We start from the raw sequence: 23,421 nt of genomic DNA on the forward strand, positions 1-23,421 counted from the left end.
ATTAATTTTTAAAGAATGCCTTTACCTGAGGATCGTCAGAATTTGATAGTTCCTGAAAAGTTCCTTCGGCATAATTGGTGCCGTCTACCAAAAGGATCATGCGGCTCGAGATCACTCGGGCGCAATCCACATCATGGGTAATAATGATAGACGATGTTTTGTATTTTAGTTGAATACTTCGCAGTAATTCTATAATTTCTTTTGAAGTGATCGGATCCAAACCGGTGGTTGGTTCATCATAGATCATGATTTTAGGCTTCAGGATGAGAGCCCTTGCCAATGCAACCCTTCTTTGCATTCCGCCTGAAAGTTCAGAAGGCATCAAGTCGATGGTTTGTGAAAGACCGACATCTTTTAAAGCTTCTTTGACTAAAACTTCAGTCCCTGTGAAATTCTTAATTTTATTGATATTACGTCTCAGTGGAAACTCTAAATTTTCCCGAACAGTCATTGAATCATACAATGCACTTCCCTGAAAAAGAAAGCCAATTTCCGTTCTTAATATATCCAGTTCCCTTTGCCCCATTTTTGTAATATCCTCCCCTTTGATCGTAATGGTTCCCCCATCCGGCTTCATTAAACCCACAAGACATTTGACCATGACTGATTTTCCGGAGCCGGATTTTCCCATGATCACCAAACTTTCCCCCTCCAATAGTTTTAGATTAAACCCCTTCAAAACATGGTTCTCACCAAAATCTTTAGTGATATTTTTAAGTTCTAAAACCGCCTGTATGTTATGATCTGTTTCCATTATACATTAAAAATAATATCGGTTATAAACACGGCTATGAAATCTATGATAAAGATCAACATCGAGGTGTAGACGACCGCAGCATTGGATGCATCGCCTACGCCTACCGTTCCTTTCTCACAATTATAACCCTTATAACAGCCTATTAAACCGATGGCAAAACCAAAAAAGATTGATTTGATGGTCGCAGGAATAATATCGCCAAATTTTATAGAAGTAAAAACCTTATTAAAATAAAGCGTGAATGAAACATCGGACTTTAAATTTTCAACAAGCGCCGAGCCTACAAGCGAAATGCTGTCACCTACGATAATTAAGAGTGGAAGCATCAATGTACTGGCAACGATGCGCGTGACAACCAAATATTTGAATGGATTGGTACCGGAAACTTCCATCGCATCTATCTGCTCTGTTACTCGCATGGAACCTAACTCTGCTCCAATCCCCGAACCTACTCTGCCGGCACAGATCAGCGCGATGATCACAGGTCCAATTTCACGAATGATCGATATACTGATCATCGATGGAATCCAGGATTCAGCACCAAATTGCTCCAGTGTCGGGCGGGATTGCAACGTAAAGACCAAACCTAATATAAATCCTGTCACCATGACCAAAAGCAATGAACGGTTGCCAATACTGTAACATTGGCGAATTAGTTCTTCAAACTCAAAGGGCGGTACGAAAACTTCCCGAAAAAAACGTCCGGCAAATAGACCTATATCTCCTACTTCAGAGATGGAAGATCTTATAGAGGACGATGAAAGAAAAGTTTTAAACATCAAGTTTAGTTCTTCCTCAAATGTACTCTTAATAAAATGGCTTATGTTACATAAAAAAATGATTTAGTTTAATAAAAATGTGATTGTCCTCAATGGGTAATCCGTTGCCGTAACTATATACCTCTTGCTTAAGTTGCCGCCTTTGTCTATCAAAAACGTTTCATTAGCGTCATGCCAAGTTTGACCTTAGGTTGCATTAAATAAGATGAATAACAGCGGATTTACATCAATAAAAAGAGCTAGAATCAAAAATTAAAAATAGGCGTTGGTCAATCACGAATGACTATCCCCAATCAATTTTATAACAGCCATCACGTGGTTTTCCTTTTAGTATTCATAAATTTGTATCAAACAGAAAGAACTATGGTCAAAGATTATCAGAAAAAACCGATTGACAAGATCGTTTATCCCGTTCAAAGATTTATCCAGCAGGAAAAATCAGGTGGTTTGTTATTGGGCATCAGTGTCATTATTGCTTTGATACTGGCCAACTCACCTCTGTCTGCCGGTTACCATCATTTTTTGGAGCAGACTTTTGGTTTTGGGTGGAATGGGCGCAGTTATTTTAATTTCAGTATGCACCATTGGATCAATGATGGATTGATGTCTGTTTTCTTCTTTGTTGTAGGATTGGAGCTGAAACGTGAGATTATAGGAGGTGAACTCTCCAACCCGCGGAAAGCGATGTTGCCTATCGTGGCAGCCATTGGAGGAATGGTGATGCCGGCATTGATTTTCTTACTATTTAATCCCTCCGGAGAGATGCACAAAGGCTGGGGAATCCCAATGGCGACGGATATTGCTTTTGCATTGGGCGTTCTCTTTTTGCTGGGGAACAAGATACCGCTTTCTCTCAAAGTTTTTTTGACCGCTTTGGCCATTGTTGATGATCTGGGAGCGGTTTTGGTTATTGCATTTTTCTACACGGCTGATATACAGACGACTTATCTGCTGATAGGACTTTTCATCTTGGCTGTGATGTATTTGGGAAACAAATTGGGCATCAGGTCTGTGTTTTTCTTTGCTTTTCTTGGCATTTGCGGTGTTTGGACCTGTTTTGTGATATCTGGTGTCCACGCTACTATTGCAGCGGTTTTGGCTGCTTTTACCATCCCTGCAGATGTAAAAATTAAGGAAACGATTTTTATTGGCAAGATCAGTAATTATCTGGACACTTTTAAAAATATAGATCCTACGGAGGATAATCCCACGCTTACCAATGACCAGTTGCATGTTTTAGAAAAAATAAATGAGGCAACCATCGCTGCAACGCCGCCACTCCAAAGGCTGGAACACGCGATGCATCCTATTGTAACCTTTGTCATCATTCCTATTTTCGCAATCGCCAATGCGGGCGTTTCTCTGAATATTGAATTTGACAGTTTATTTGATACCAATATTGCAATAGGTGTTGCATTGGGATTGCTAGTCGGTAAGGTTTTGGGCGTTGTCGGGTTTACTGCTGTTTTTATCAAACTCAAAATTGCCAACGTACCGGAAGGGATGACGATTTGGAATCTTTTAGGACTTGGTTTTCTAGCCTCGATTGGATTTACAATGTCATTATTTGTGACTTCTCTGGCTTTTACCCACGAGGAATATCAGACGCAGGCGAAGATCGGGATTTTTGCAGCTTCCATTATTGGAGGAATTACAGGCTATATCATTCTTAATAAAAACGCTAAACCAACAGCTGCTGATGAGTAAAATTTTTAATTTCATTAACCTCCATAACGGAGAGCAAAAAAAGGACAAAGTACTGGAGAATGTGACTTCCAATATCTCATTCCGTGGCTCCAACCTCTGGATTTTGGCTTGTGCAATTATCATTGCGTCCGTTGGTCTTAATGTCAACTCTACGGCGGTTATTATTGGAGCGATGCTTATATCGCCGTTGATGGGTCCTATTGTTGGGGCTGGATTTGCATTAGGAACCTATAATTTTCCATTACTGAAAAAGTCTGTTAAGAATCTGCTGATTGCCACCGTTGTCAGTCTTTTTGTATCTGCACTGTATTTTTACATTAGTCCTTTTAAGGATGTACAGTCTGAGCTTTTAGCGAGGACAGCACCTAATATTTACGATGTATTGATTGCCTTCTTTGGAGGATTGGTAGGAGTCATAGCGATTACGAGAGTGGAAAAAGGAAATCCAATTCCCGGTGTTGCCATTGCCACAGCTCTTATGCCACCATTATGCACCGCAGGATTTGGATTGGCTACTTTCAATTTCTCATTTTTTTTAGGTGCTTTTTACCTTTACACGATCAATTGCTTTTTCATCTGTATAGCTACATTTCTGGTGGTAAAATACTTACATTATCCTTCCTCTATCGTTGACAGCAAATATGAAAAAAGAATCAGGTATAGCATCTCATTCCTCATCCTTGTGATGATCGTTCCCAGCTCTTATCTGGCCTATAATCTTTTTAATGAAAAGAAATTTACCAAAACGGCTGAGCTTTTTATTCAAAATCAATTTGATAATAATGGTTATACGATCATTTATAAAAAAATCAATTACAATTCTAATCCCAAGATCATAGATATAGCTTTTCTAAATAAAAAATTCACACCGGAAGAGATTGCTTCATACAACCAAATGTTGGATGACCATGGTCTGCCAAATACCAAATTCAATATACGGCAGAACGATTCAGATCTCAAATCGGAAATATTGAGCGAAATAAACAAGAACAATACTAATTTATCTGAAAAAGATATAGCCATTTCCAAACTGAGACAGGAACTAGACACTTATAAAATGTCAGATTCCACATTGGTCAAAGAAATTCGGATACTGTACCCAACTATCTCTGAAGTATCTTACGGAAAGGTAGAAAAATATCCCTTGACGGACAGCGCGAAAATTGAGTTCGTACTCATCTATTCCGGCACAGATATCAACCAAAAACAGCTTAAAAACTGGTTAGCAGCGCGATTAAATGAAAAAAATATAGAGATTTTACAAAATCCCGAAAAATAGTCTGTAATTATGGTGCTGCTGAACCGATCATTTATTTTCTAATCATTCCAGGATTAGAGCAAGGCTTTCCCACATCGTTTTGATATATTTGCATATCAAGTCTAACATATACAGTGGCAATCAGCCATTGCTTTCAATTTTTCCAACATACAACTGTGAATATTCATAACAAAAAAAAATTTTTCAGCTTTCTCAAATTCAAAAGAGATTTTCAGCAATATGGGCTGGAGAAAGCGCGCAGTTATGAGTTGATTCTTCATTGGCTGAATAACAGACTGAGCAGAAGCCAGTTTCTATTGCTTTCCGGTATTTTGGTAGGTTGTACAGCAGGATTAGCAGGTGTCTTGCTGAAAACAATTGTTCATAATATTCATTACTTTATTACAAACAAAGTTCATTTTGAATATCAGATTTTGTTTTACGTTATCTTTCCATTTTTAGGAATTGTATTGACGACCAGCATCGTTCTTACCATTTTCAAAGGACAGGACAGAAAGGGAATTGGCGCTATTCTGTATGAAATTGCTCAAAACTCAAGCATCGTTTCTTCCGTTAAAACATATTCCCAGATTGTTCAAAGCGCTATCACCGTTGGACTTGGAGGTTCTGCAGGTCTGGAAAGTCCGATTGCCGTTACAGGTGCGGCCATAGGTTCCAACTTTGCGCAGACCTACAGGCTGAATTATAAAGAACGCACCTTGCTGCTGGCCGCTGGCGCCACAGCCGGCGTTGCCTCTGCTTTTAATGCTCCCATTGCGGGTATTATGTTTGCTTTTGAAATCCTACTGACAGGTGTTGTATTTACAGATTTTATCCCTTTGGTTGTTGCGGCGGTCTGCGGAAGTCTATTGTCCAGGATTCTTCTTCAGGAGGATATTCTTTTCAGGTTCTATACGCGGGAAGCATTCAATTATAAAAACCTGCCCTACTATTTTATTTTAGGCATTGTAACAGGATTGTACGCCAGGTATTTCTTGATAATTTCTCATAAAGTGGAACATTTTCTCAAGGAACTTAACATATCAAGAATCCGAAAAGCGATGCTGGGAAGCGCTGTTTTATCATTGCTTTGTGTTCTTTTTCCACCGCTATTTGGGGAAGGTTACGACACTGTAAAAGCGTTTACCAACGGCCATGCGAACGTTATTATTGAAAATAGTTTTTTCCGCTATTTTGAAATTAAAGAATGGACGATCATCATATTTTTGATTCTGGTTTGCTTACTCAAGGCTTTTGCTACGTCTTTCACTATTTTCGGTGGTGGTAATGGCGGTAATTTTGCACCATCACTTTTTGCAGGTGGTACCGTGGGGTTTTTATTTGCATTGGTATGCCAGCACATCGGTTTTCGAGATGTTCCTGTTTCCAATTTGGTTCTTGTTGGGATGGCAGGCGCAATGAGCGGTGTTCTGTATGCGCCCTTAACGGCTATATTTCTGATCGCAGAATCCAGTTCGGGATATGATCTGTTCATCCCTCTGATGATCGTTTCTGTCATATCATATCTCATTGCCAAATGGTTTTCCAATATCTCTCCTGAACTGAAATCTTTGGCAGAACAAGGAAAGATATTCACCAATCAGCACGATAAAAATCTTTTATTTTCGCTGCATACAGAAGATTTTATTGATAAATATTCTCAGACGATCAATGAAAATGCTTCTATTGAAGATCTTTTTGAACTGGTGAAAAACGGGAAGAAAAACTTTTTCGCCGTTGTAGATGATCACAATAAACTGCAGGGCATTCTCACTTTGGATGATATCCGTCCTTATCTTTTTAATCAGGACGATAATGCATCCTTTCCTGTGACCAAAATAATGAAAGCGCCGCCGGCTCTGATAAAACCTGAAGACAAACCTTTGGAAATCCTGCAGATTTTTGATGATACTGGATTTTGGAATCTGCCTGTGGTCAACCACCACAATGAGTTTGTTGGATTTATTTCAAAATCTTCAATTCTGATGAGCTACAGACAGATCTTGAAAGGTTATTCTGAATAATTAATCAAAGAAGCTTCTACTCAGACGACAATGCTGATTATTCTGCTTTTATTACTTTTGCAAAAATTTTACTAATGGAGGGGAAACAATTATTCGATTATGAAACTGCTGAAAACAAAGAGAAAGATCAGGAAAAGTCCAATGCCGGCACTTTTTTAAAGGTGATCCAGATCTTATTAAGTATTATAATGGGAGCTATGCATGTTTAGAAAAATTAAAATTTCGTACTGGTTCTTCGTGGGTTTGATGATTTGGGCAGCTGTCGCTTATTTACGAAAACTGGGCATTGTGCTTCCTTTTATCAATGACCACCTTACGGATCTCTACAGTGTCCCGATGTATAGCTACACGATCAGGAAAATCATGAATTATACGTACAGCCCAAACTGGCGCCCAGATCTTAAGTTTTTGGCAGGCGCCGCTCTCAATCTGGCCGTGGTCTTTGAAGTGGTCTTTCCACTGTTGTCCGCCCGTTATACGGCAGATATGATAGATGTCGTCTGTTATTTTGCTGGTGCAATGATCTATTATGTGATTTTACGAGAAAAAGAGCGTAAAACAAAACTCGTGACGATCGACAAATAAAATAAGATGAAGAATAGCGGATTGCCGTCAAAGGTATTTGCTAAAGCCGATATGATGCACCGAAAAAATAATGTTTTGCTGCCGTGTGCTGTATCCCAAAATTCAATCCGGCATCTAGTTTAAAATCTTTGGATACTTCTATTTGCAGGGCAGCGTTGATGTAATTTGAAAACTGGTGCGTTTTGAAATCATAGGTGTAGTAGGTCTCTGCCATGCCATCGAGACCTTCCACAATCGAATGGCTGATGGTAAGCGTCTGAACAAATTCTGTATGCATCGATGGTTGATCCTGATCTTTTAAGCGGTCTACCTCTACCTGAAATCCCAGATTGAATTCGCCCGGAAGCTTGTACTGCATAGGAACCAGCAGTCCACCTTCCAGACGACTATCCTCATACTTGGAAGTCGGGAACTTCACATAAGGCAGCAATGCCAATGCAAAATGACCACCGTTGTTACCGATCAGATTTTGCTTGATCCTCAGTGTCAAATCCCCGTGGCCTTGCGTCATGGTTTTGGAACCCGTCTCTAGTTCTTTCTCATTTTGTCTGCCGTAGGTCTGAAATCCAATTTGTAAAGCTGTACTTCCGCTAATTCCAATCTTAAGATTCATCTGGTTGATGAGCGAGGTATGCGTTTCCTGAGATTCGCTTGTTTCACGCACAGTTCTTACCAGATCTGTTTCAAATTGGAAATGTCCCGCATCCACCGTATAAGGCGATTCTGTGAGATCAGGACGATCGGTTTCCATTTCTCTCATCTGTGTACGGGGCACCGGCTCAAATAAAGAATATTTCTTCTTAGCCACTTGCTGACCCAATCCTTTGAAAGGTAGTATCAGTGCAAAAATAAAGAGCATAAAAAAACTTTGATTTTTATTCATAATTATAATTTTGATCGAAAGATTGGAATTTAAATTACTTTCGAATACAAATCTGTGCCGTAATCGACTTATGCGGTAGAAATAGGACGATGATGTCCTAAAACTGTCGTAAAATATTGCTCAGAAAGCATTGTATTGACTTCATATATTTGTTTTCTGGATGATTAGTGCAACGTTTCCACCGCAATCGAATGTCGTATAATGAGTGCCGAGGTGTGAAGATTTAAACAAAGGATTGATAAAACCGTTATCACATCTGCTCTTGTAACTTCCTCACCAATGAATTGGTAAAATGTCCTTTTTGTCCAAATTGAGACGTATATCATATTATCATCATTGGTTTTATCCACAGACCTTTGTAAGCTCAAAGGGATGAAGATAGAACTCTATAAATATGACAGACAATAATAAAACATCTGAAGCTAAGACTTACCGGGATTCTGTAGCCACTGTTGCAGAAGATGGCAAAAGAATTTGGGTATTCCCGAGAAAGCCCAAAGGCAAATTTACCAATTACAGAAATTATACTGCTTATCTTTTGCTTACCCTATTTTTTATCATTCCTTTTTTGAAATGGGATGGCAATCCATTGTTTCTTTTTAATGTCATTGACAGAGAATTTTTCTTATTCGGACAAGCCTTTTATGTACAGGATTTCTTCATTCTAGGGATAGGCGCCGTCACATCTGTCATCTTCGTTATGGTCTTTACCATTGTGTACGGCAGGCTATTTTGTGGCTGGCTTTGTCCGCAGACTTTGTTTATGGAAATGGTCTTCCGTAAGATCGAATATTGGATAGAAGGCGACCGCAACAAACAGATCAAACTGGACAAACAGGAATGGAACAGCGAAAAGATCATCAAAAGAGTTTTCAAATGGACTGTTTTTTTAGTCATGTCCAATCTGATCTCCACTTTTATGTTCATTTACATCGCAGGTTATGCAAAGGTCTGGGACATGATGACCGCCGGTCCGTCCGAATATCCGACTAACTTTCTGGTCATGATTTTATTCACGGGCATCTTTTATTTTGTCTTTGCGTGGCTTCGAGAGCAGGTCTGTACGCTCATTTGTCCTTACGGAAGATTACAAGGCGTGTTGATAGATAAGCAAACCATCAATGTACTTTATGATTTTAAACGTGGCGAGAACCGGTCAAAATGGCGGAATGGTGAAGACCGGGATGCATCTGGAAAAGGAGACTGTATCGATTGCAAGCAGTGTGTTGTCGTTTGCCCTACAGGCATCGATATCAGAGATGGTCAGCAGTTAGAATGCATCAACTGTACAGCTTGTATAGACGCATGTGACGATGTCATGGAAAAAGTAGGTCTTCCAAAAGGTTTGATCCGTTATGCATCTGAACAAGAGATTGAAACACAAACCAAATTCAAATTTACGGCAAGGATGAAAGCCACCGCCGCAGCTTTGGCACTACTGGTTGGCTTACTGTCTTTCTCCCTGAATGACAGAGGAATGATGGAAGCGAAATTTTTAAAATATCCAGGATCCACCTTTCTGATCAGAGATGAGATGATCAGCAACGCTTATACCTTTACGATGATCAACAAATCCAATCAGGATCTCTATGTCCATTTCAAAGTCCTCAATTCCAAATCCGCAAAAATAGAGATGTATGAAAAGCAACCGCTTCATCTGAAACGTAACAAGATCAAAAAGGGAGATCTTAAAGTTAATTTTCCGGAAAACGAAATCCAGCTGAGCAAGCAGAATATTGAAATTGGTGTGTTCGACACTTCTGGGAAAATGATCACATCGTACAAGACTATTTTTGAAGGGCCTTTTAAGTTTGAATTTTAACTTTTATTAAAATTAATCTGATGCCGTTTTAAAAACTCCGAAGGCGATTGTCCCACGTGTTTTTTGAAAAAACGGGTAAAATAAGGATATTCCTCAAAACCTAACTTGAAGGCAATATCACCCAAACTATCATCCAGATATACCAGCATTCTTTGTGCTTCCAAGACTGTTCTTTTTGCAATGACCTCGGATGCTTTCAGCCCGACTACAGATTGGCAGATCCGGTTGAGGTGCTTGCCCGATATGGTCAGAAGTGCGGCATAGAAACTCACAGATCTTTGCGACAGAAACTGTTCCTCCATCAATTTCTCAAAGGCCTGAAAGGTATGAAGATAGGATGATGACACCGCAAATCCCAGTTCTTTTTCATTTTCTAAAAACAGCCTGGAAGAAAGAATTAATATATTAGAAACAGCATTCCGGAGCATATGATCCTTCAACAGATAGTGATGCACCGTTTCATTTCTGATGGTCTCAAAATAGGTCCTCATTTCCGAAAAATAGCCAGCATCCAGTTGAAGTAAGCGTGGAAAATTAACGGAAGCAAAGAAAGGAAATGCTTTTAATTTTAAATCTGCATAATGAAAATCAAAAAACGATTGTGAAAAGAAAATGATAAAGCCTTCCACATCATCAGAAAGTTGCCAACTGTGAACCTGTCCCGGTGACATGAAATAAACGCTGCCGTCCTTCAAAGGATAGGTGTTAAAATCAATATCGTGGAAACCTGTACCTTTTGTCACAAACATCATCAGAAAAAAATTGTGACGGTGAGGGCGTTCGATATGTTTATGGCTTTCTTTCAAATGATCCTGCAGGGTGTTACAGTAGAATTCTCCAGACTGATCTGCTTTTTGAAACAAATGAATATCAAGGACTTTGATAGGGTTCAACTGAGTTTTTTTTTGGGGTATTGAACAAAAGTAAGATAAAATTGCCAAATGCAGATGTGCGGAAGGTTCAGTTATCCTAAAGACCGGTTCTCGCGAAACCTATCCGAGTGGATAAGGAATACATGTTTCCTTAAAATACTTCATAAGCATCTGAACGAATACCGATGATTAAAAAATCAGCAGATCTGGAAATATCATCAGCTGGTTGCAGTCTGCAAATGAGAAGCTTTACTATTCTATCACCACAGTTTGCACCCGTACTGTGTGCGCGGAAAAATAACCCAACGCACCATTGCTGATATTGCTTGGCGGATTGGTTGGCGTTATGCCACCGCCAGGTCCACCGCCACCAGAAAGTTGTAATAAAGCAGCATAAAATAAATAAACTTTATCATCTATGCATTGCATTACTACATAAACGGTATCTCCCACCACCACTTTTATATTATCTGGCTCATCGCCATCGTCATTTGGTAATATTAAAGGTCTTTGGTTGGGCAATCCGTTGTTAACATTATCAGAAAATTCAGAGAAATATTTTTTGGGATTGTTATTAATTGTGTAAGTGAAAAGATAACGATTTCCTAATGTCTGTGGATCTGTAAAAACAGGTAAAAGTGTATAACTGGTTTCGCCACCTACTACAAATGAGTCTTGCTCCAAATTATCAAAAGAAACCGCTTCAGGCATTTTACTTGTTGAAGTATATTGTTTCCCTTCTGCTTGAATTTTTAGAGTATAGGTTCTCCCAGATTGGCCAATAAAAGTTGAAGTTTTATATCTTCCGTTTCCTACGTATTGTAATGTTTCGGTTTGTCCGGTATTATCGCTCAAAACTACTTGTGCATTCTCAATGGATGGATATTGATTGGCTTGGGTAAAAGCGACCGTTTTTGTTATTTTAACGTAATAAGGACCAGCTTGATCTGTAATGTTGGCTTCTATCACTATGTTTCCACTTTGATCTTCCAAATCAAGGTTGATTTCTTTTTCGCAAGAAATCACTAAAAACAGGGATAATATAATTGAAAATATATTTTTCATAGTTAGCTATATTAAAATTTGAAGTTATAAGTAATATTCGGAACCCAACGGAAGAGTGAAGTTTGCATCGCTCTGGTTGTTCCTGGATTATTTGGGTTATCTTCAAATGTAATTGTGTATGCATTTTGCCTTCCGTAAACATTGTAAACTCCAAAAGACCAAGAACCTTTAAAACGCTTACTAGACGTTGGTTCATACGTTGCACTCACATCCATTCTGTGGTACGCTGGCATTCTATCAGCATTTCTGTTGCTGTATTGAAAAACAGTTTCTCCGTTCAATTCATATTTTCCTGTTGGGAAAGTGACCGCATTCCCAGTACTATAAAGGAATAATCCTGAAAAAGACCACTGAGGATTCAGCTGATAAGTAGCTACTACAGATAGGTCGTGTGTTTTATCTTGTCTTGCGTCATACCATTCATTATCGTTGATTCCGTTGATTTTTCTTTCGGTTTTTGATAAGGTGTAAGAAATCCAACCGGTTAGTTTTCCGCTTTTCTTTTTAGCAATTAATTCTAAACCGTAAGCTCTTCCTTTTCCGAATAATAATTCGCTTTCAACATCTGCAGCAGTATCGAATGAAATTTGCGCTCCGTTTTTATAATCAATTTGATTCTGCATTGATTTGTAGTATATCTCAGCATTCACTTCATAATTATTATTGTTGAAATTTCGGCTGTATCCGGCACTTATTTGGTCTGCAATTTCAGGTTTCACAGTGTAGCTGCTTCCAATCCATTGGTCGGTTGGGTTTCCGCTTCCGCTATTGCTTAATAAATGTAAGTTTTGTGTGTTTCTAGAATAGCCACCTTTCACGCTGCTGACTTCATTGATTCTGTAATTTGCAGTGATTCGCGGTTCAAGATTAACGTAGGTTTTCCCGAATTTCCCTTTTTCCAAAAATTCAGAACCGATGATAGTTCCGTTTTCATAAGTGTTAAAAGTGTCGCCACCCAAAACACTGAACATTGCTAATCTCGCTCCATAATTAATCGTTAGTTTTTCTGTCGCTTTGAAATCGTCATTAATGTACAAAGCATTCTCCCAAGAATATCTAGGATTTCTCGGGAAACTGCTTACGCTGGTTCCGGATGCACTACTAGGTGTAATAGTGTGGTATATAGACTGTAAACCAAATTTCACAGAATGCTTATTTCCTGCAAACCAAGAGAAATCTTGTTTCAAATTCCAGTCTTCAATTGTAGAATCTAATCCGAAAGTATTATTGTTACTGCTTAAACTTACATTGTAATTGTAATTGCTGTAAATGAATGAGGTGTTGGAGAATAATTTACTGCTGATAATACTATTCCAACGCAACGTTGCTGTGGTGTTTCCCCAATCTGTGGAAAAAGTATCGCCCAAGCCTAAAACATCTCTTCCAAAATATCCAGATAAATACAAACGGTTGTTTTCATTAATTTGATAATTGGCTTTTAAATTTAAATCATAGAAATACAGCTTGCTATCTTTAAAATCATCCGTTGCCTTTAAAAATACATCTGCATACGTTCTTCTTCCCGAAACAATAAATGAAGATTTTTCTTTTTGAATAGGTCCTTCAACGCTTAATCTACTGCTGATTAAACCAATTCCGCCATTCACGTTATAATCTTTGTTGTTGCCGTCTTTCATTTTTACATCCAAAACAGACGAAAGTCTACCGCCATATTGTGCCGGACTGTTTCCTTTGATGATACTCACATCTTTTAGCGCATCACTATTAAATGTACTGAAAAAACCAAGCAAATGTGAAGCATTGTAAACTGCAGCTTCATCTAATAAAATCAAGTTTTGGTCTGTTGCACCACCTCTCACAGAAAAACCACTGCTTCCTTCACCATTGCTTTTAATTCCGGGCAAAAGTTGAATGGTTTTCATCACATCTTTTTCACCAAACAAAACTGGCAGTTTGTCTATTTGTTTAATACTCAATGTTTCGGTTCCCATTTGCGCAGAAGAAAGATTTTTGTCTTTTTTTGCTGCAACAATCACCACTTCATCAATATTAGAAGTCTTTTCTTCACTTTGTTGCTCTAGCTGAATGTTTTGTTTTAGATCATTTTCAACGATTATATTTTGCTGAAAATCTTTAAAACCAGGATTAGAAATAATAACAGTGTAAGAGCCTTTTGGAAGCGAAAGCGAATAAAAACCATATTCATTGGCAACAACTGATATTGATGGGTTTTCAGCAATTTTTACGATTACTCCAATGAGCAATTCACCATTTTTTTGATCTTTTATAGTACCGCTTACGGAAAAATTTTCTTGTGAAAATACGGCTGTACTGAAACAAATTGCTGCTATAGAGGTAGCAATTTTCAACGAAGATATATGCATGCAAATAATTTACGCAGTAAAGATAAAGTTTTCCAACTTCAAATCTAAGTGCGCTGAGAATTTAATAACTGTTTTTTAATTCATTTAAAATTTTGCCGCGTTGATCTGAACTCGTGATCCTCTGGCAAGCCTAATACGGCTGCCCCACTTTTAGTACCTCCATTTATGTATCAGGTTAAAATGAGAAGATCAAAGCATTTTACGTGCGGAATATGATAAAAACAGACACGATGATTATTAAAGGATAACATCGATTTTTTGATGAATAACCGCTATCTTTTATCTTTTTTAATTTAAAGTAAGGTCAAACAAACCAAGCGTTTTTAAGATATACAAAGGCGGGCACTTAATCAAGAGATATCAAATTTTTACAATGGAAGACTAATTCTCCCGCGATATCACAATACCTGACTGAGATGCTTACAAGAGTTCACCAGGAACTGAGATGTTATTTTTTCTAATAAAATCCAGCAATTCATTATACCTGGCTTCATAATGTCCGCCACCGCATTGATCTGATATGCTGCAAATATCAGACGGTTTGATATCCAAAATCGCCGATATTTTGGTTAACATATCAAGGTGGATCTTGACCTTAGAATTTTCTATATCCGAATAGGCTTTTTGGGAGATCCCCATTTCAAAAGCCATATATTCTTGAGTAAGGTCCTTAGCTCTTCGGATTTTTCTGATGTTTTCACCACATATTTGCATCGCCACTGTTTAGTAGTTTTAGGTATATTATAGAAGTAAATCTAATAGTTCCAGACAAAGCTACTAAATACCTTTGTCAAAACATAAAAACTGGACTATGATATTTGTGCGCGTCAAGTCACCTCTGATGCAAAGGTTTTTCGCAATCATAATATCCTTGTCCTTAACACTAGATTATGGAGACACAAAAATTTCAGTATGACAATCATATTGTCAGGGCATTTCTTTATGCGACTGTGACATTTGGAATTGTTGGTTTTATATTGGGTCTGACCGCAGCATTGATGCTGTTTTACCCAGAACTTCCAGAATTTTTCTTTGGAACGGACGACACCACCATCCAGAGTTTAAGAAGCGGAAATATTCAGGGCTTGATCAATACGCAGGGTGCTATGGGATTTGGCAGGATCAGAATGCTGCATACAAGTGCTGTTATTTTTGCCTTTGTCTGCAATTCCTTTTTCTGCGGTGCTTACTACAGTATGCAGCGGCTTCTGAAAACCAGGATGTACAGCGATACCCTTTCCTGGATTCATTTCTGGAGTTGGCAGCTGATGATCATTGCGGTTGTCATTACCTTTTTAATGGGCATCAATACCTCAAAAGAATATGCAGAACACGAATGGCCTATTGATATCCTGATTACGATCTCATGGCTTGTTTTCGGTATCAATATGTTCGGAACGATTGTGAAACGTCGTGTGCGTCATCTGTACGTTGCCATATGGTTTTATATTGGAACTTGGATCGCTGTAGCTATGCTTCATATCTTCAATAATTTGGAAGTACCTTTGTCATTCACCGGCTGGAAGTCCTACTCAGCTTACGCTGGTGTAAAAGATGCTCTGGTACAATGGTGGTATGGTCACAATGCGGTGGCATTTGTACTGACGACACCCGTTTTGGGTCTGATGTATTATTTCCTGCCCAAAGCAGCCGATCGCCCTGTCTTTTCATACAAACTATCCATTATTCACTTTTGGTCATTGATTTTTGTTTATCTGTGGGCAGGACCGCACCATCTGCAGTATACCGCTTTACCAGCGTGGGCTCAGGCAGTAGGAACAGGATTTTCTATTATGCTGATTGCCCCATCTTGGGGAGGTATGCTGAACGGACTTTTGACCCTAAGAGGTGCTTGGGATAAAGTAAGAGATAACCCAATACTCAAATTCTTTGTAGTTGCTGTGACTTGTTATGGTATGGCTACTTTTGAAGGCCCGCTTCTGGCCACAAAATCTCTTAATAAAATAGGTCATTACACAGATTGGGTGATTGGTCACGTTCACCTAGGTGCATTGGGATGGAATGGTTTTATGGCCTTTGGTGTTATCTATTATTTGGTTCCAGTTATGTGGAGAACTGGATTGTGGTCCAAAAAAATGGCCAACTGGCATTTCTGGTTAGGGACTTTGGGTATTATTTTTTACGCCGTTCCTATGTATATTGCTGGTTTTACCCAAGGACTCATGTGGAAACAGTTTAATCCAGACGGCACATTGGTTTACAAAAACTGGTTGGATACTGTGACAGCCATACTACCCTACTTTAAAATGAGGTTTTTGGGAGGCTTATTTTATCTCGGCGGTGCCATTTTAATGGTCATCAACGTTTATAAAACAATCAGAGCCGGATCTTTTCAGAAAGATGTTCCGGCAGAAGCTCCTGCTCTATCTGCGATCGGTAACTCCAGACGACAAGACGAAGGGCTTCACCTCTGGCTGGAAAGAACACCGTACCTGCTTTCTGTTTGTGCCTTTGTTGCCATTGCAATTGGTGGGTTGGTAGAGATTTTACCGACTTTGACGATCAAAAGCAATGTACCGCAGATCTCCGCAGTAACACCCTATTCCCCACTTGAGCTGGAAGGGCGTGATCTGTATATCCGGGAAGGCTGTAATGCCTGCCATTCGCAGATGATAAGGCCTTTCCGGGATGAGGTGATGAGATTTGACGGTAAAAACGGACAGTATTCCAAAGCTGGAGAATTCATTTACGACCGTCCTTTTTTATGGGGTTCAAAAAGAACAGGTCCGGATTTGCAACGCGAAGGTCAAAGGAATCCTGACTCCTGGCACTTTAAACATATGTATAATCCAAGGATCACTTCAGCAGGATCTATAATGCCACGCTTCCCTTGGTTGATCACGAATGAGCTGGATCGTTCCCAGATGAAAGATAAGCTAAATCTGATGAAAAATACTTTTGATGTACCCTACACAAAAGCCGAGATCGATTCTGCGGATCAATGGGTCAATCATCAGTCACAAAATATTGTTAAGCGGATATTTTCCGAATCAGCTGACCTGAAAGACCAGATAGATAAAGAGAAAAGTGAAAAAGGTGAAGCATTTATCCCACTAGAGAATCGGGAAATTATTGCGATGATCGCCTACCTCCAAAGACTGGGAACGGATATCAAAACTACCAATGTGAAAACTGCAAGCATAAAATAACCAAGTGTTAAATTTAACTTAAATGAAAACAAGAACTCCCATATTCATATACATTACAGCCGCTGTCATCTCTATTGTTATTATTTTCCAGATGTCTGCAGATGCTGACTATTTACGGTCTCCCTACTTCTGGGGTCTAACTGTCAGCGTCGTGCTTCTGCTATTGATTATGGATGCCATAAGCGACCTGGTAGAAAATGATAATTTCAAAAATTTATCCGATGAAGAAAAAAGAGCCTTTTTAAAGGAGCGATCCATCCCCTATTTCCAAAGACTATGGCAATCAGCGTTCCGAAGACAGTCTCCAACAGAGGAAAAGGAAATTCTTATAGATCACGGATTCGACGGGATCACAGAACTTGACAATGCATTACCAAAGTGGTGGCTTGGACTTTTCTACTTCACCATGGTCTCATGTGCAGTTTACCTGATCGCCTTTGCTTTCACAGATTATGCTCATCCTGATGTCGAGTTTCGGGATGAGAATAAAATGGCATTGGCATCCATCAAAGCTTATGAAAAGACGGCACCGGTGGTAGATCTACAATCTGCAGTTTACAACGCAGACCTTATTGCAGAAGGCGAACAGATCTTCAAGACCAATTGTGTTTCCTGCCACTCTGAGGGTGGCAAAGGTGGCATTGGACCTAATCTTACGGATAAGAATTGGATCAATATTAAGCAAAAAAGCCTCTTCAAAAATGTGTTTTGGATGCTGGAAAATGGTTCGCCGAATAATCCTGCAATGCGTCCTTTTATAAAGGATGGCACCATTACAGGAAGAGATGCAGAGAAAGTAGCAGCTTATATCTATCACATCAACCGAGAAAAATCGCCTATTGCCCAAGCTGAAGGTGGTGCGGCCCCACAGGGAGAAGTAGCTGACTGGCAAGAATAATCGTGCATAAAACAAATGGTTAAATGGAAGACATCTGCCATTTTTTTGAAACGACGACTGCGGTGACAAAATAGTTTTCTCCGTAAACAACTTCTATGATAAGTGCGCAACTGCTTGATCTTTAAAAATGAACGTTGCAAAAACTCTATCAGCCAGAGCTAAAAGATAATCATTGGTATTTAATTGATTGGTTTTTAGTATCTTAATATACATTGGGCAATAGAGCCATTCCGAAATCTGTGTAGGGCATCTTCAGTTTTAAGCGCTCCAAAAGCAAATTTAATATTGCCATAAAGGAGATCTGAAAAGACGAAGAACTCTACTGAAGCACCTTTTCTGTAAGTCTTTTGAGAAATGATATATCAAATTTTATTGATAAAGGATATTAATTGATTTTTTTTCACTAATTTTAAATTATTATTAATCATTTGTTAATGAAAACTGGGAAAGTATTTCATGTGAGCGCAAAATATAATAGACAAAAAAACAGATGAAGACACTTTTACTTGTGAGGCACGCCAAGAGCGATTGGCCGGTAGATGTTCAAGATTTTGACCGACCACTTACTGATTTGGGAATGATCAATGCGCCTAAGATGGCCCATTTGTTAAAAGAAAAATCGATCGATATCGACACCTTTATTTCCAGTCCGGCAAAGCGGGCTTTGCATACTTGTGAACTGTTTTCGGAGGTATATCAGAAGTCCTATTCTACAGATGCTTCGCTTTACAATCCCAGAGAACGTCATTTTGAAAATCTGATCTTCGGTCTGGATCATTCTATTAATTCTGTCGCCCTGTTCTCTCATAACAATGGGATCTCCAACTTTGCCAATTCCCTCACAGATGAGATCGTGAATCTTCCAACTTGCGGTGTAGTCGGCTACGAGATCGATTGCGATGACTGGAGCGATTTTGCAACCGCCCAAAAAACTTTTTTATACTTCTATTCGCCAAAGAATTTTTCTAAATGATTGCTCTCTTTTTTCGCGGGATCGATTGTTCCATTTTAGTTTCCAAAACCAAACGCAGCAGTTCATCGATTCAAATTTAATCAAAGTAAAATATGAGATCAGCCGTGCTTGCTGGATCATTGTTTTACTAAAAACTGACAATACAAAATGTCCCGAAAAATTCGGGACATACATATCAATTAGAAATTAAAGTTCTAAAGCTTTCTGATAAGCATTCTCAATTCCGGCCAGATGTTTTCCGCCAGCAGTAGCAAATCCCGGATTTCCGCCGCCGCCGCCCTGGATCTCTTTTGCCAATTCTTTCACTATATTTCCGGCGTGATAGGTGGCTTCCAAATCTGCAGAAATGCCGACAGTGACCATTGGTTTTTCACCAGCATCAGAAATAATAACAATAACAGAATGCGGATTGTCTTTTTTCAGTTGGAAAACAATGTCTTTCACAGAGCCTGCGTCCAGTGATGTTTTCTTTACTAATAATTTTTTTCCGTTTTTATCTTCGAAATCATTTTTCCAGTTTTGGATTTCGCCTTTTGCTTTTTCTTTTTTGAATAAGTCGATTTCGGATTTTAAAGTGGTGTTTTCTTCCATCAATTTTTCAATGGATTTGATCAGATCTTTTGATTTCAACAATTGCGAAATCTCAGCAACTTGTGTCTCCAGATTCTTAAAATATCCCTCTGATTTCTCTCCAGAAATGGCTTCAATCCTTCTGATTCCGGCTGCCGTAGAACTTTCTGAAGATAATTTGAAATGACCAATTTCGTTTGTATTTTTCACGTGCGTTCCTCCACATAACTCTTTCGAACTTCCGAATTGAATCATTCTTACATTATCGCCGTATTTCTCACCAAAAAGCGCCATTGCGCCTTTGTCCAAAGCTTCCTGGATTGGAATATTCCTGAACTCCTGAAGTACCAGATTTTCTTTGATCTTCGCATTCACTTTTTCCTCAACCAAAGCCAATTCTTCTTCGGTCATTTTACTGAAATGAGAAAAATCGAAACGTAGATAATCCGGACCAACATAAGAACCTTTTTGTTCAACGTGTGTTCCAAGAACTTCTCTGAGAGCTTCGTGCAACAAGTGCGTCGCAGAGTGATTGGCCTGAGAATTCTTTCTATCAGCAACGTTCACTTTTGCATAGAAAATTGCGCCTGCATCTTTCGGAAGTCCATTAATTAACGAAATAATCAATCCGTTTTCTTTTTTTGTTTCAAGAACCTCGAAGCTTTCAGTTGCATTTTCAAGAAAGCCTTTGTCGCCAACTTGTCCGCCGCCCTCTGGATAGAAAGGAGAATTACTTAAAACCACTTGGTAAAATTCGCCGTCTTTATTTTCTATTTTTCTGTATCTTGTGATGTAAGTTTCGCATTCCAAAAGATCGTAACCGACGAAAGTTTCCGGCTTTTCTTCGAGAACTACCCAATCGTAAACTTTCGCTGCCGAATCTTTTTTGGAACGTTGTTTTTGTTTTGCCATTTCTGCTTCGAAACCAGCTTCATCGATTGTCAATCCCTTTTCCTCAGCGATAATTCTTGTCAAATCATCAGGGAAACCATAAGTGTCATACAATTCGAAAACCTCTTCACTTGGCAACACTTTCTTGCCTTCAGATATCGTTTGTTGAATTAATTTTTCTACTCTAATTAATCCGTTTTCAATGGTTTTAAGGAAAGATTCTTCTTCACTTTTGATCACTTCTGTAACGAGATTTCCTTGCTTTTCAAGTTCTGGGAAAAATGCGCCCATTTGGTTTTGAAGGACAGAAACCAGCTCAAAAAGGAAAGGTTCTTTTCTGTCCAAAAATCTGTAGGCATAAGAAATTCCTCTTCTCAAAATTCTACGGATTACGTAACCAGCACCACCGTTGGAAGGCAATTGTCCGTCTGCAATTGCAAACGAAACCGCACGGATGTGATCTACAACAACACGGATTGCGATATCTTTTTCGTCCGTTAAAATCCCGGTATATTTTTTACCCGAAAGTGCTTCCACCTTAGCAATTAAAGGTGTGAAAACATCGGTGTCATAATTGGATTCTTTGTGCTGAAGCGCCATACAAAGACGTTCAAATCCCATTCCTGTATCGATGTGTTTCGCAGGCAGATTTTCCAAACTTCCGTCTGCTTTTCTGTTGAATTGCATAAATACGAGATTCCAGACCTCCACAACCTGAGGGTGATCGTTATTCACCAATTCCAAACCGGAAACTTTCGCTTTTTCTTCTGGCGTTCGCAGATCGACGTGGATCTCGGAACAAGGTCCACAAGGTCCGCTCGCTCCCATTTCCCAGAAGTTGTCTTTCTTATTACCGTTGATGATGCGGTCTTCGGGAATGAATTGTTTCCACAGATCGTAAGCTTCGGTATCGCGTTCAAGATTCTCTTTGTCGTCCCCTTCAAAGATGGTCACGTATAGGTTTTCTTTCGGGATTCCGTAAACTTCTGTCAGTAATTCCCAAGCCCAGGTGATGGCTTCTTTTTTGAAATAATCTCCAAAACTCCAGTTACCCAACATCTCGAACATGGTATGATGGTAAGTATCACGACCAACGTCATCCAGGTCATTGTGTTTTCCGGAAACTCTGAGACATTTTTGTGTATCGGCAATTCTGGAAGATTTTGGTTCTTTGTAGCCTAAAAAGTAATCTTTGAACTGTGTCATTCCGGAGTTGGAAAACATCAGCGTTGGGTCATCTTTCAGGACAATTGGCGCAGAAGGAACGATGAGATGTTCTTTGCTTTTGAAAAAATCTAAAAATTGCTGTCTTATTTCTTGTGAAGTCATAGTTTGGGCTTTTGGCATTTAGCATTTTGCTAATTACTTTTTATAGGTTGCGAATTTAAGAAATTTTGGGCTAAAATATCAGTTATTGTATCATTTCGATATCGTTTCTGAATAGGAATTTTAAATGCAAAGATTTTTTGTAAGTCTTCTGATTTTAAGTGAGCAAAGATTAATCAATGAATTGATTTGAGGAAGCGTGATTTTATAGCTTGTTTACAATGCGATGGATTCCATCTTTGAGAAGTGGCGTGTTGAAATTCATTAAAAGCGCAAGCTTGAGACCTGTTAATTTCAAATAGGTTTTTGTTTGAAAATGGTCCATTGGATTGAGTTCACGCACAGCTTTGTTTTCAACTATCATATCAACTTTGTAAGCTTTGTCTATCTGGATACCTTTGTAAATTGTGGATAGAAAAACTTGAGTTTTTACGTCAAGACCTAATTGTTGTAATTGATAAAGAAGTGCAGATTCTTACGCACTTTGAAGTAACCCAACTCCTAAAGTTCTGTGAACTTCAATTGCCGCTCCTATGATTTTATAGGATAATTCGTTTTCTGTCATGCCTTTGTGTTTTTTTTATTTTCAGCTTCATTATTGCAGATTCATCTGCCTTTCTTCCTTAAATATATAAATGGAGTTAAAAATGCTTTGCGTTTAAAAATTTTCACCAAGCAACATAACTTCAATCAAATTTAATTGTAAATCCACATCAAAACCGGCTTCTTAGAATTCTTAATCAATGGATCAATTGCTTTAAAAGCATTATTGGAAACTGTGGGACAACCCCAACCTTCCGGAGAACCGTTTGGATAAACTTCTTCGTCACTCATCTTTTCCCAGGAATGAAAAACGATGATCCTTTTAAGCGCATTGTTGTTGGTTTCTTCCAGGCCGTGCATCAGATATTTGAGGTGAATGCCCCAGTTGCTGTAACCTCTCGCTCCTATTTTATATTTTCCCAACGAAGAAAGATGGCTGTTGTCTTCATTGCTGAAACTTGGATTTTCTTTTGTGTAATCCTCGCTCCAAGATGAATTCCCACAACCGTGACCAACTAAATACTGTTGAGAAATTTCGTTCTTCTTGAAATCATAAATAAAAAAACGTTTGAGTCCGGAATGCAGACTCATATCAATCAGGATACAAAAATCGGTATTGAAATGATTGGTTTTGCAAAATTCTAATGCTTCTTTTGCTTTCTGATTTGTTTTTGAAATAGCAACTTTAGGTTTTGCAACAACCACTGAATCCTCAATAATCGGAATCGTTTTGTTGAAATTTTCTTTTTGACAGCAAAAAATAGATATTGAAAATAAAAAACACAAAATGAACTTCATTAAAAAAAAGGTTTGAAAGGTTGAGTCATCGCAGCCCGACTTGAGTGGAGCTCTTTTTTGTTATTGCAATTGCGAAAAAGTTCAACTTATGGATTGCTTCGTTTGCAATGACAAAAAAAGCGGGAACGGAAGGCGGAAATAGCTGCCCAAATATT

Annotated in this window: 18 protein-coding genes and 1 pseudogene; 9 read left to right on the forward strand and 10 right to left on the reverse strand. The window is 38.8% G+C overall.

Annotation, left to right across the window (positions count from 1 at the left end):
• Window position 1: 1 nt before the first annotated feature.
• Both F564_RS0103560 and F564_RS0103565 read right to left on the reverse strand, forming a co-directional pair.
• Window positions 2-754, reverse strand: a complete 753-nt coding sequence (locus F564_RS0103560) for an ABC transporter ATP-binding protein (protein ID WP_028121398.1) — start codon at window positions 752-754, stop codon at window positions 2-4.
• Window positions 754-1,536: an MlaE family ABC transporter permease gene (locus tag F564_RS0103565; RefSeq protein ID WP_028121399.1), complete on the reverse strand. Its 783-nt coding sequence runs from the start codon at window positions 1,534-1,536 to the stop codon at window positions 754-756. The genes F564_RS0103560 and F564_RS0103565 overlap by 1 nt, the downstream gene beginning before the upstream one ends.
• Window positions 1,537-1,899: 363 nt before the next feature.
• Between F564_RS0103565 and nhaA the strand changes: the two genes are divergently transcribed.
• From nhaA to F564_RS0103590, 5 genes are all read left to right on the forward strand, one after another.
• The gene (gene nhaA, locus F564_RS0103570; RefSeq protein WP_028121400.1) at window positions 1,900-3,243 is read left to right on the forward strand and encodes a Na+/H+ antiporter NhaA; all 1,344 of its coding nucleotides are present in this window, start codon (window positions 1,900-1,902) and stop codon (window positions 3,241-3,243) included.
• Window positions 3,236-4,522, forward strand: a complete 1,287-nt coding sequence (locus tag F564_RS0103575) for a DUF389 domain-containing protein (RefSeq protein ID WP_028121401.1) — start codon at window positions 3,236-3,238, stop codon at window positions 4,520-4,522. Before nhaA ends, F564_RS0103575 begins: the two co-directional genes overlap by 8 nt.
• A gap of 155 nt (window positions 4,523-4,677) precedes the next feature.
• Window positions 4,678-6,525 (forward strand): chloride channel protein, encoded by a 1,848-nt coding sequence (locus F564_RS0103580; protein WP_028121402.1) that lies wholly within the window; start codon window positions 4,678-4,680, stop codon window positions 6,523-6,525.
• A 74-nt stretch (window positions 6,526-6,599) separates the two neighbouring features.
• Window positions 6,600-6,734, forward strand: a complete 135-nt coding sequence (locus F564_RS21090; protein WP_262493662.1) for a hypothetical protein — start codon at window positions 6,600-6,602, stop codon at window positions 6,732-6,734.
• Window positions 6,727-7,110, forward strand: a complete 384-nt coding sequence (locus F564_RS0103590; protein ID WP_028121403.1) for a hypothetical protein — start codon at window positions 6,727-6,729, stop codon at window positions 7,108-7,110. The genes F564_RS21090 and F564_RS0103590 overlap by 8 nt, the downstream gene beginning before the upstream one ends.
• A gap of 40 nt (window positions 7,111-7,150) precedes the next feature.
• On the opposite strand, the gene F564_RS19820 is transcribed toward F564_RS0103590, so the two are convergent.
• Complete coding sequence (locus F564_RS19820; RefSeq protein WP_051259554.1) at window positions 7,151-7,993, reverse strand: transporter; 843 nt, start codon at window positions 7,991-7,993, stop codon at window positions 7,151-7,153.
• A gap of 394 nt (window positions 7,994-8,387) precedes the next feature.
• Between F564_RS19820 and ccoG the strand changes: the two genes are divergently transcribed.
• A complete protein-coding gene (gene ccoG, locus F564_RS0103600) occupies window positions 8,388-9,815 on the forward strand; it encodes a cytochrome c oxidase accessory protein CcoG (RefSeq protein WP_028121404.1) in 1,428 nt (475 codons plus the stop codon).
• On the opposite strand, the gene F564_RS0103605 is transcribed toward ccoG, so the two are convergent.
• The 4 genes from F564_RS0103605 to F564_RS0103620 all read right to left on the reverse strand — a co-directional run bounded on the left by F564_RS0103605 (window position 9,812) and on the right by F564_RS0103620 (window position 14,811).
• Window positions 9,812-10,708: an AraC family transcriptional regulator gene (locus tag F564_RS0103605; RefSeq protein WP_028121405.1), complete on the reverse strand. Its 897-nt coding sequence runs from the start codon at window positions 10,706-10,708 to the stop codon at window positions 9,812-9,814. The two genes, ccoG and F564_RS0103605, sit on opposite strands and share 4 nt — an antisense overlap.
• A 231-nt stretch (window positions 10,709-10,939) precedes the next feature.
• Window positions 10,940-11,752, reverse strand: a complete 813-nt coding sequence (locus F564_RS0103610; RefSeq protein ID WP_028121406.1) for a DUF4249 domain-containing protein — start codon at window positions 11,750-11,752, stop codon at window positions 10,940-10,942.
• 11 nt (window positions 11,753-11,763) lie between these two features.
• Window positions 11,764-14,097, reverse strand: coding sequence for a TonB-dependent receptor (locus F564_RS0103615; RefSeq protein WP_028121407.1), 2,334 nt, complete (start codon window positions 14,095-14,097; stop codon window positions 11,764-11,766).
• 420 nt (window positions 14,098-14,517) lie between these two features.
• Window positions 14,518-14,811, reverse strand: coding sequence for a helix-turn-helix domain-containing protein (locus F564_RS0103620; RefSeq protein WP_028121408.1), 294 nt, complete (start codon window positions 14,809-14,811; stop codon window positions 14,518-14,520).
• A 176-nt stretch (window positions 14,812-14,987) separates the two neighbouring features.
• Here F564_RS0103620 and ccoN point away from each other — a divergent pair, with 176 nt between their 5' ends.
• The 3 genes from ccoN to F564_RS0103635 all read left to right on the forward strand — a co-directional run bounded on the left by ccoN (window position 14,988) and on the right by F564_RS0103635 (window position 19,138).
• Window positions 14,988-17,267, forward strand: coding sequence for a cytochrome-c oxidase, cbb3-type subunit I (ccoN, locus tag F564_RS0103625; RefSeq protein ID WP_028121409.1), 2,280 nt, complete (start codon window positions 14,988-14,990; stop codon window positions 17,265-17,267).
• A gap of 22 nt (window positions 17,268-17,289) precedes the next feature.
• Entirely contained in the window at window positions 17,290-18,165 is an 876-nt protein-coding gene (locus F564_RS0103630) for a cbb3-type cytochrome c oxidase N-terminal domain-containing protein (protein ID WP_028121410.1), read from the forward strand.
• Window positions 18,166-18,655: 490 nt separating this feature from the next.
• Entirely contained in the window at window positions 18,656-19,138 is a 483-nt protein-coding gene (locus F564_RS0103635) for a SixA phosphatase family protein (RefSeq protein ID WP_028121411.1), read from the forward strand.
• Window positions 19,139-19,324: 186 nt separating this feature from the next.
• Here the strand turns inward: F564_RS0103635 and alaS are convergent, their stop codons facing one another.
• From alaS to F564_RS0103650, 3 genes and pseudogenes are all read right to left on the reverse strand, one after another.
• Window positions 19,325-21,928: an alanine--tRNA ligase gene (gene alaS / locus F564_RS0103640; RefSeq protein WP_028121412.1), complete on the reverse strand. Its 2,604-nt coding sequence runs from the start codon at window positions 21,926-21,928 to the stop codon at window positions 19,325-19,327.
• A gap of 202 nt (window positions 21,929-22,130) precedes the next feature.
• Window positions 22,131-22,388: pseudogene (locus F564_RS18655) on the reverse strand (GxxExxY protein); the annotation flags it as partial.
• A 233-nt stretch (window positions 22,389-22,621) separates the two neighbouring features.
• Entirely contained in the window at window positions 22,622-23,266 is a 645-nt protein-coding gene (locus tag F564_RS0103650) for a murein L,D-transpeptidase catalytic domain-containing protein (RefSeq protein WP_028121413.1), read from the reverse strand.
• Window positions 23,267-23,421: the final 155 nt, after the last annotated feature.

The sequence above is a fragment of the Epilithonimonas tenax DSM 16811 genome (assembly GCF_000428485.1).
GTDB classification, from domain to species: Bacteria; Bacteroidota; Bacteroidia; order Flavobacteriales; family Weeksellaceae; genus Epilithonimonas; species Epilithonimonas tenax.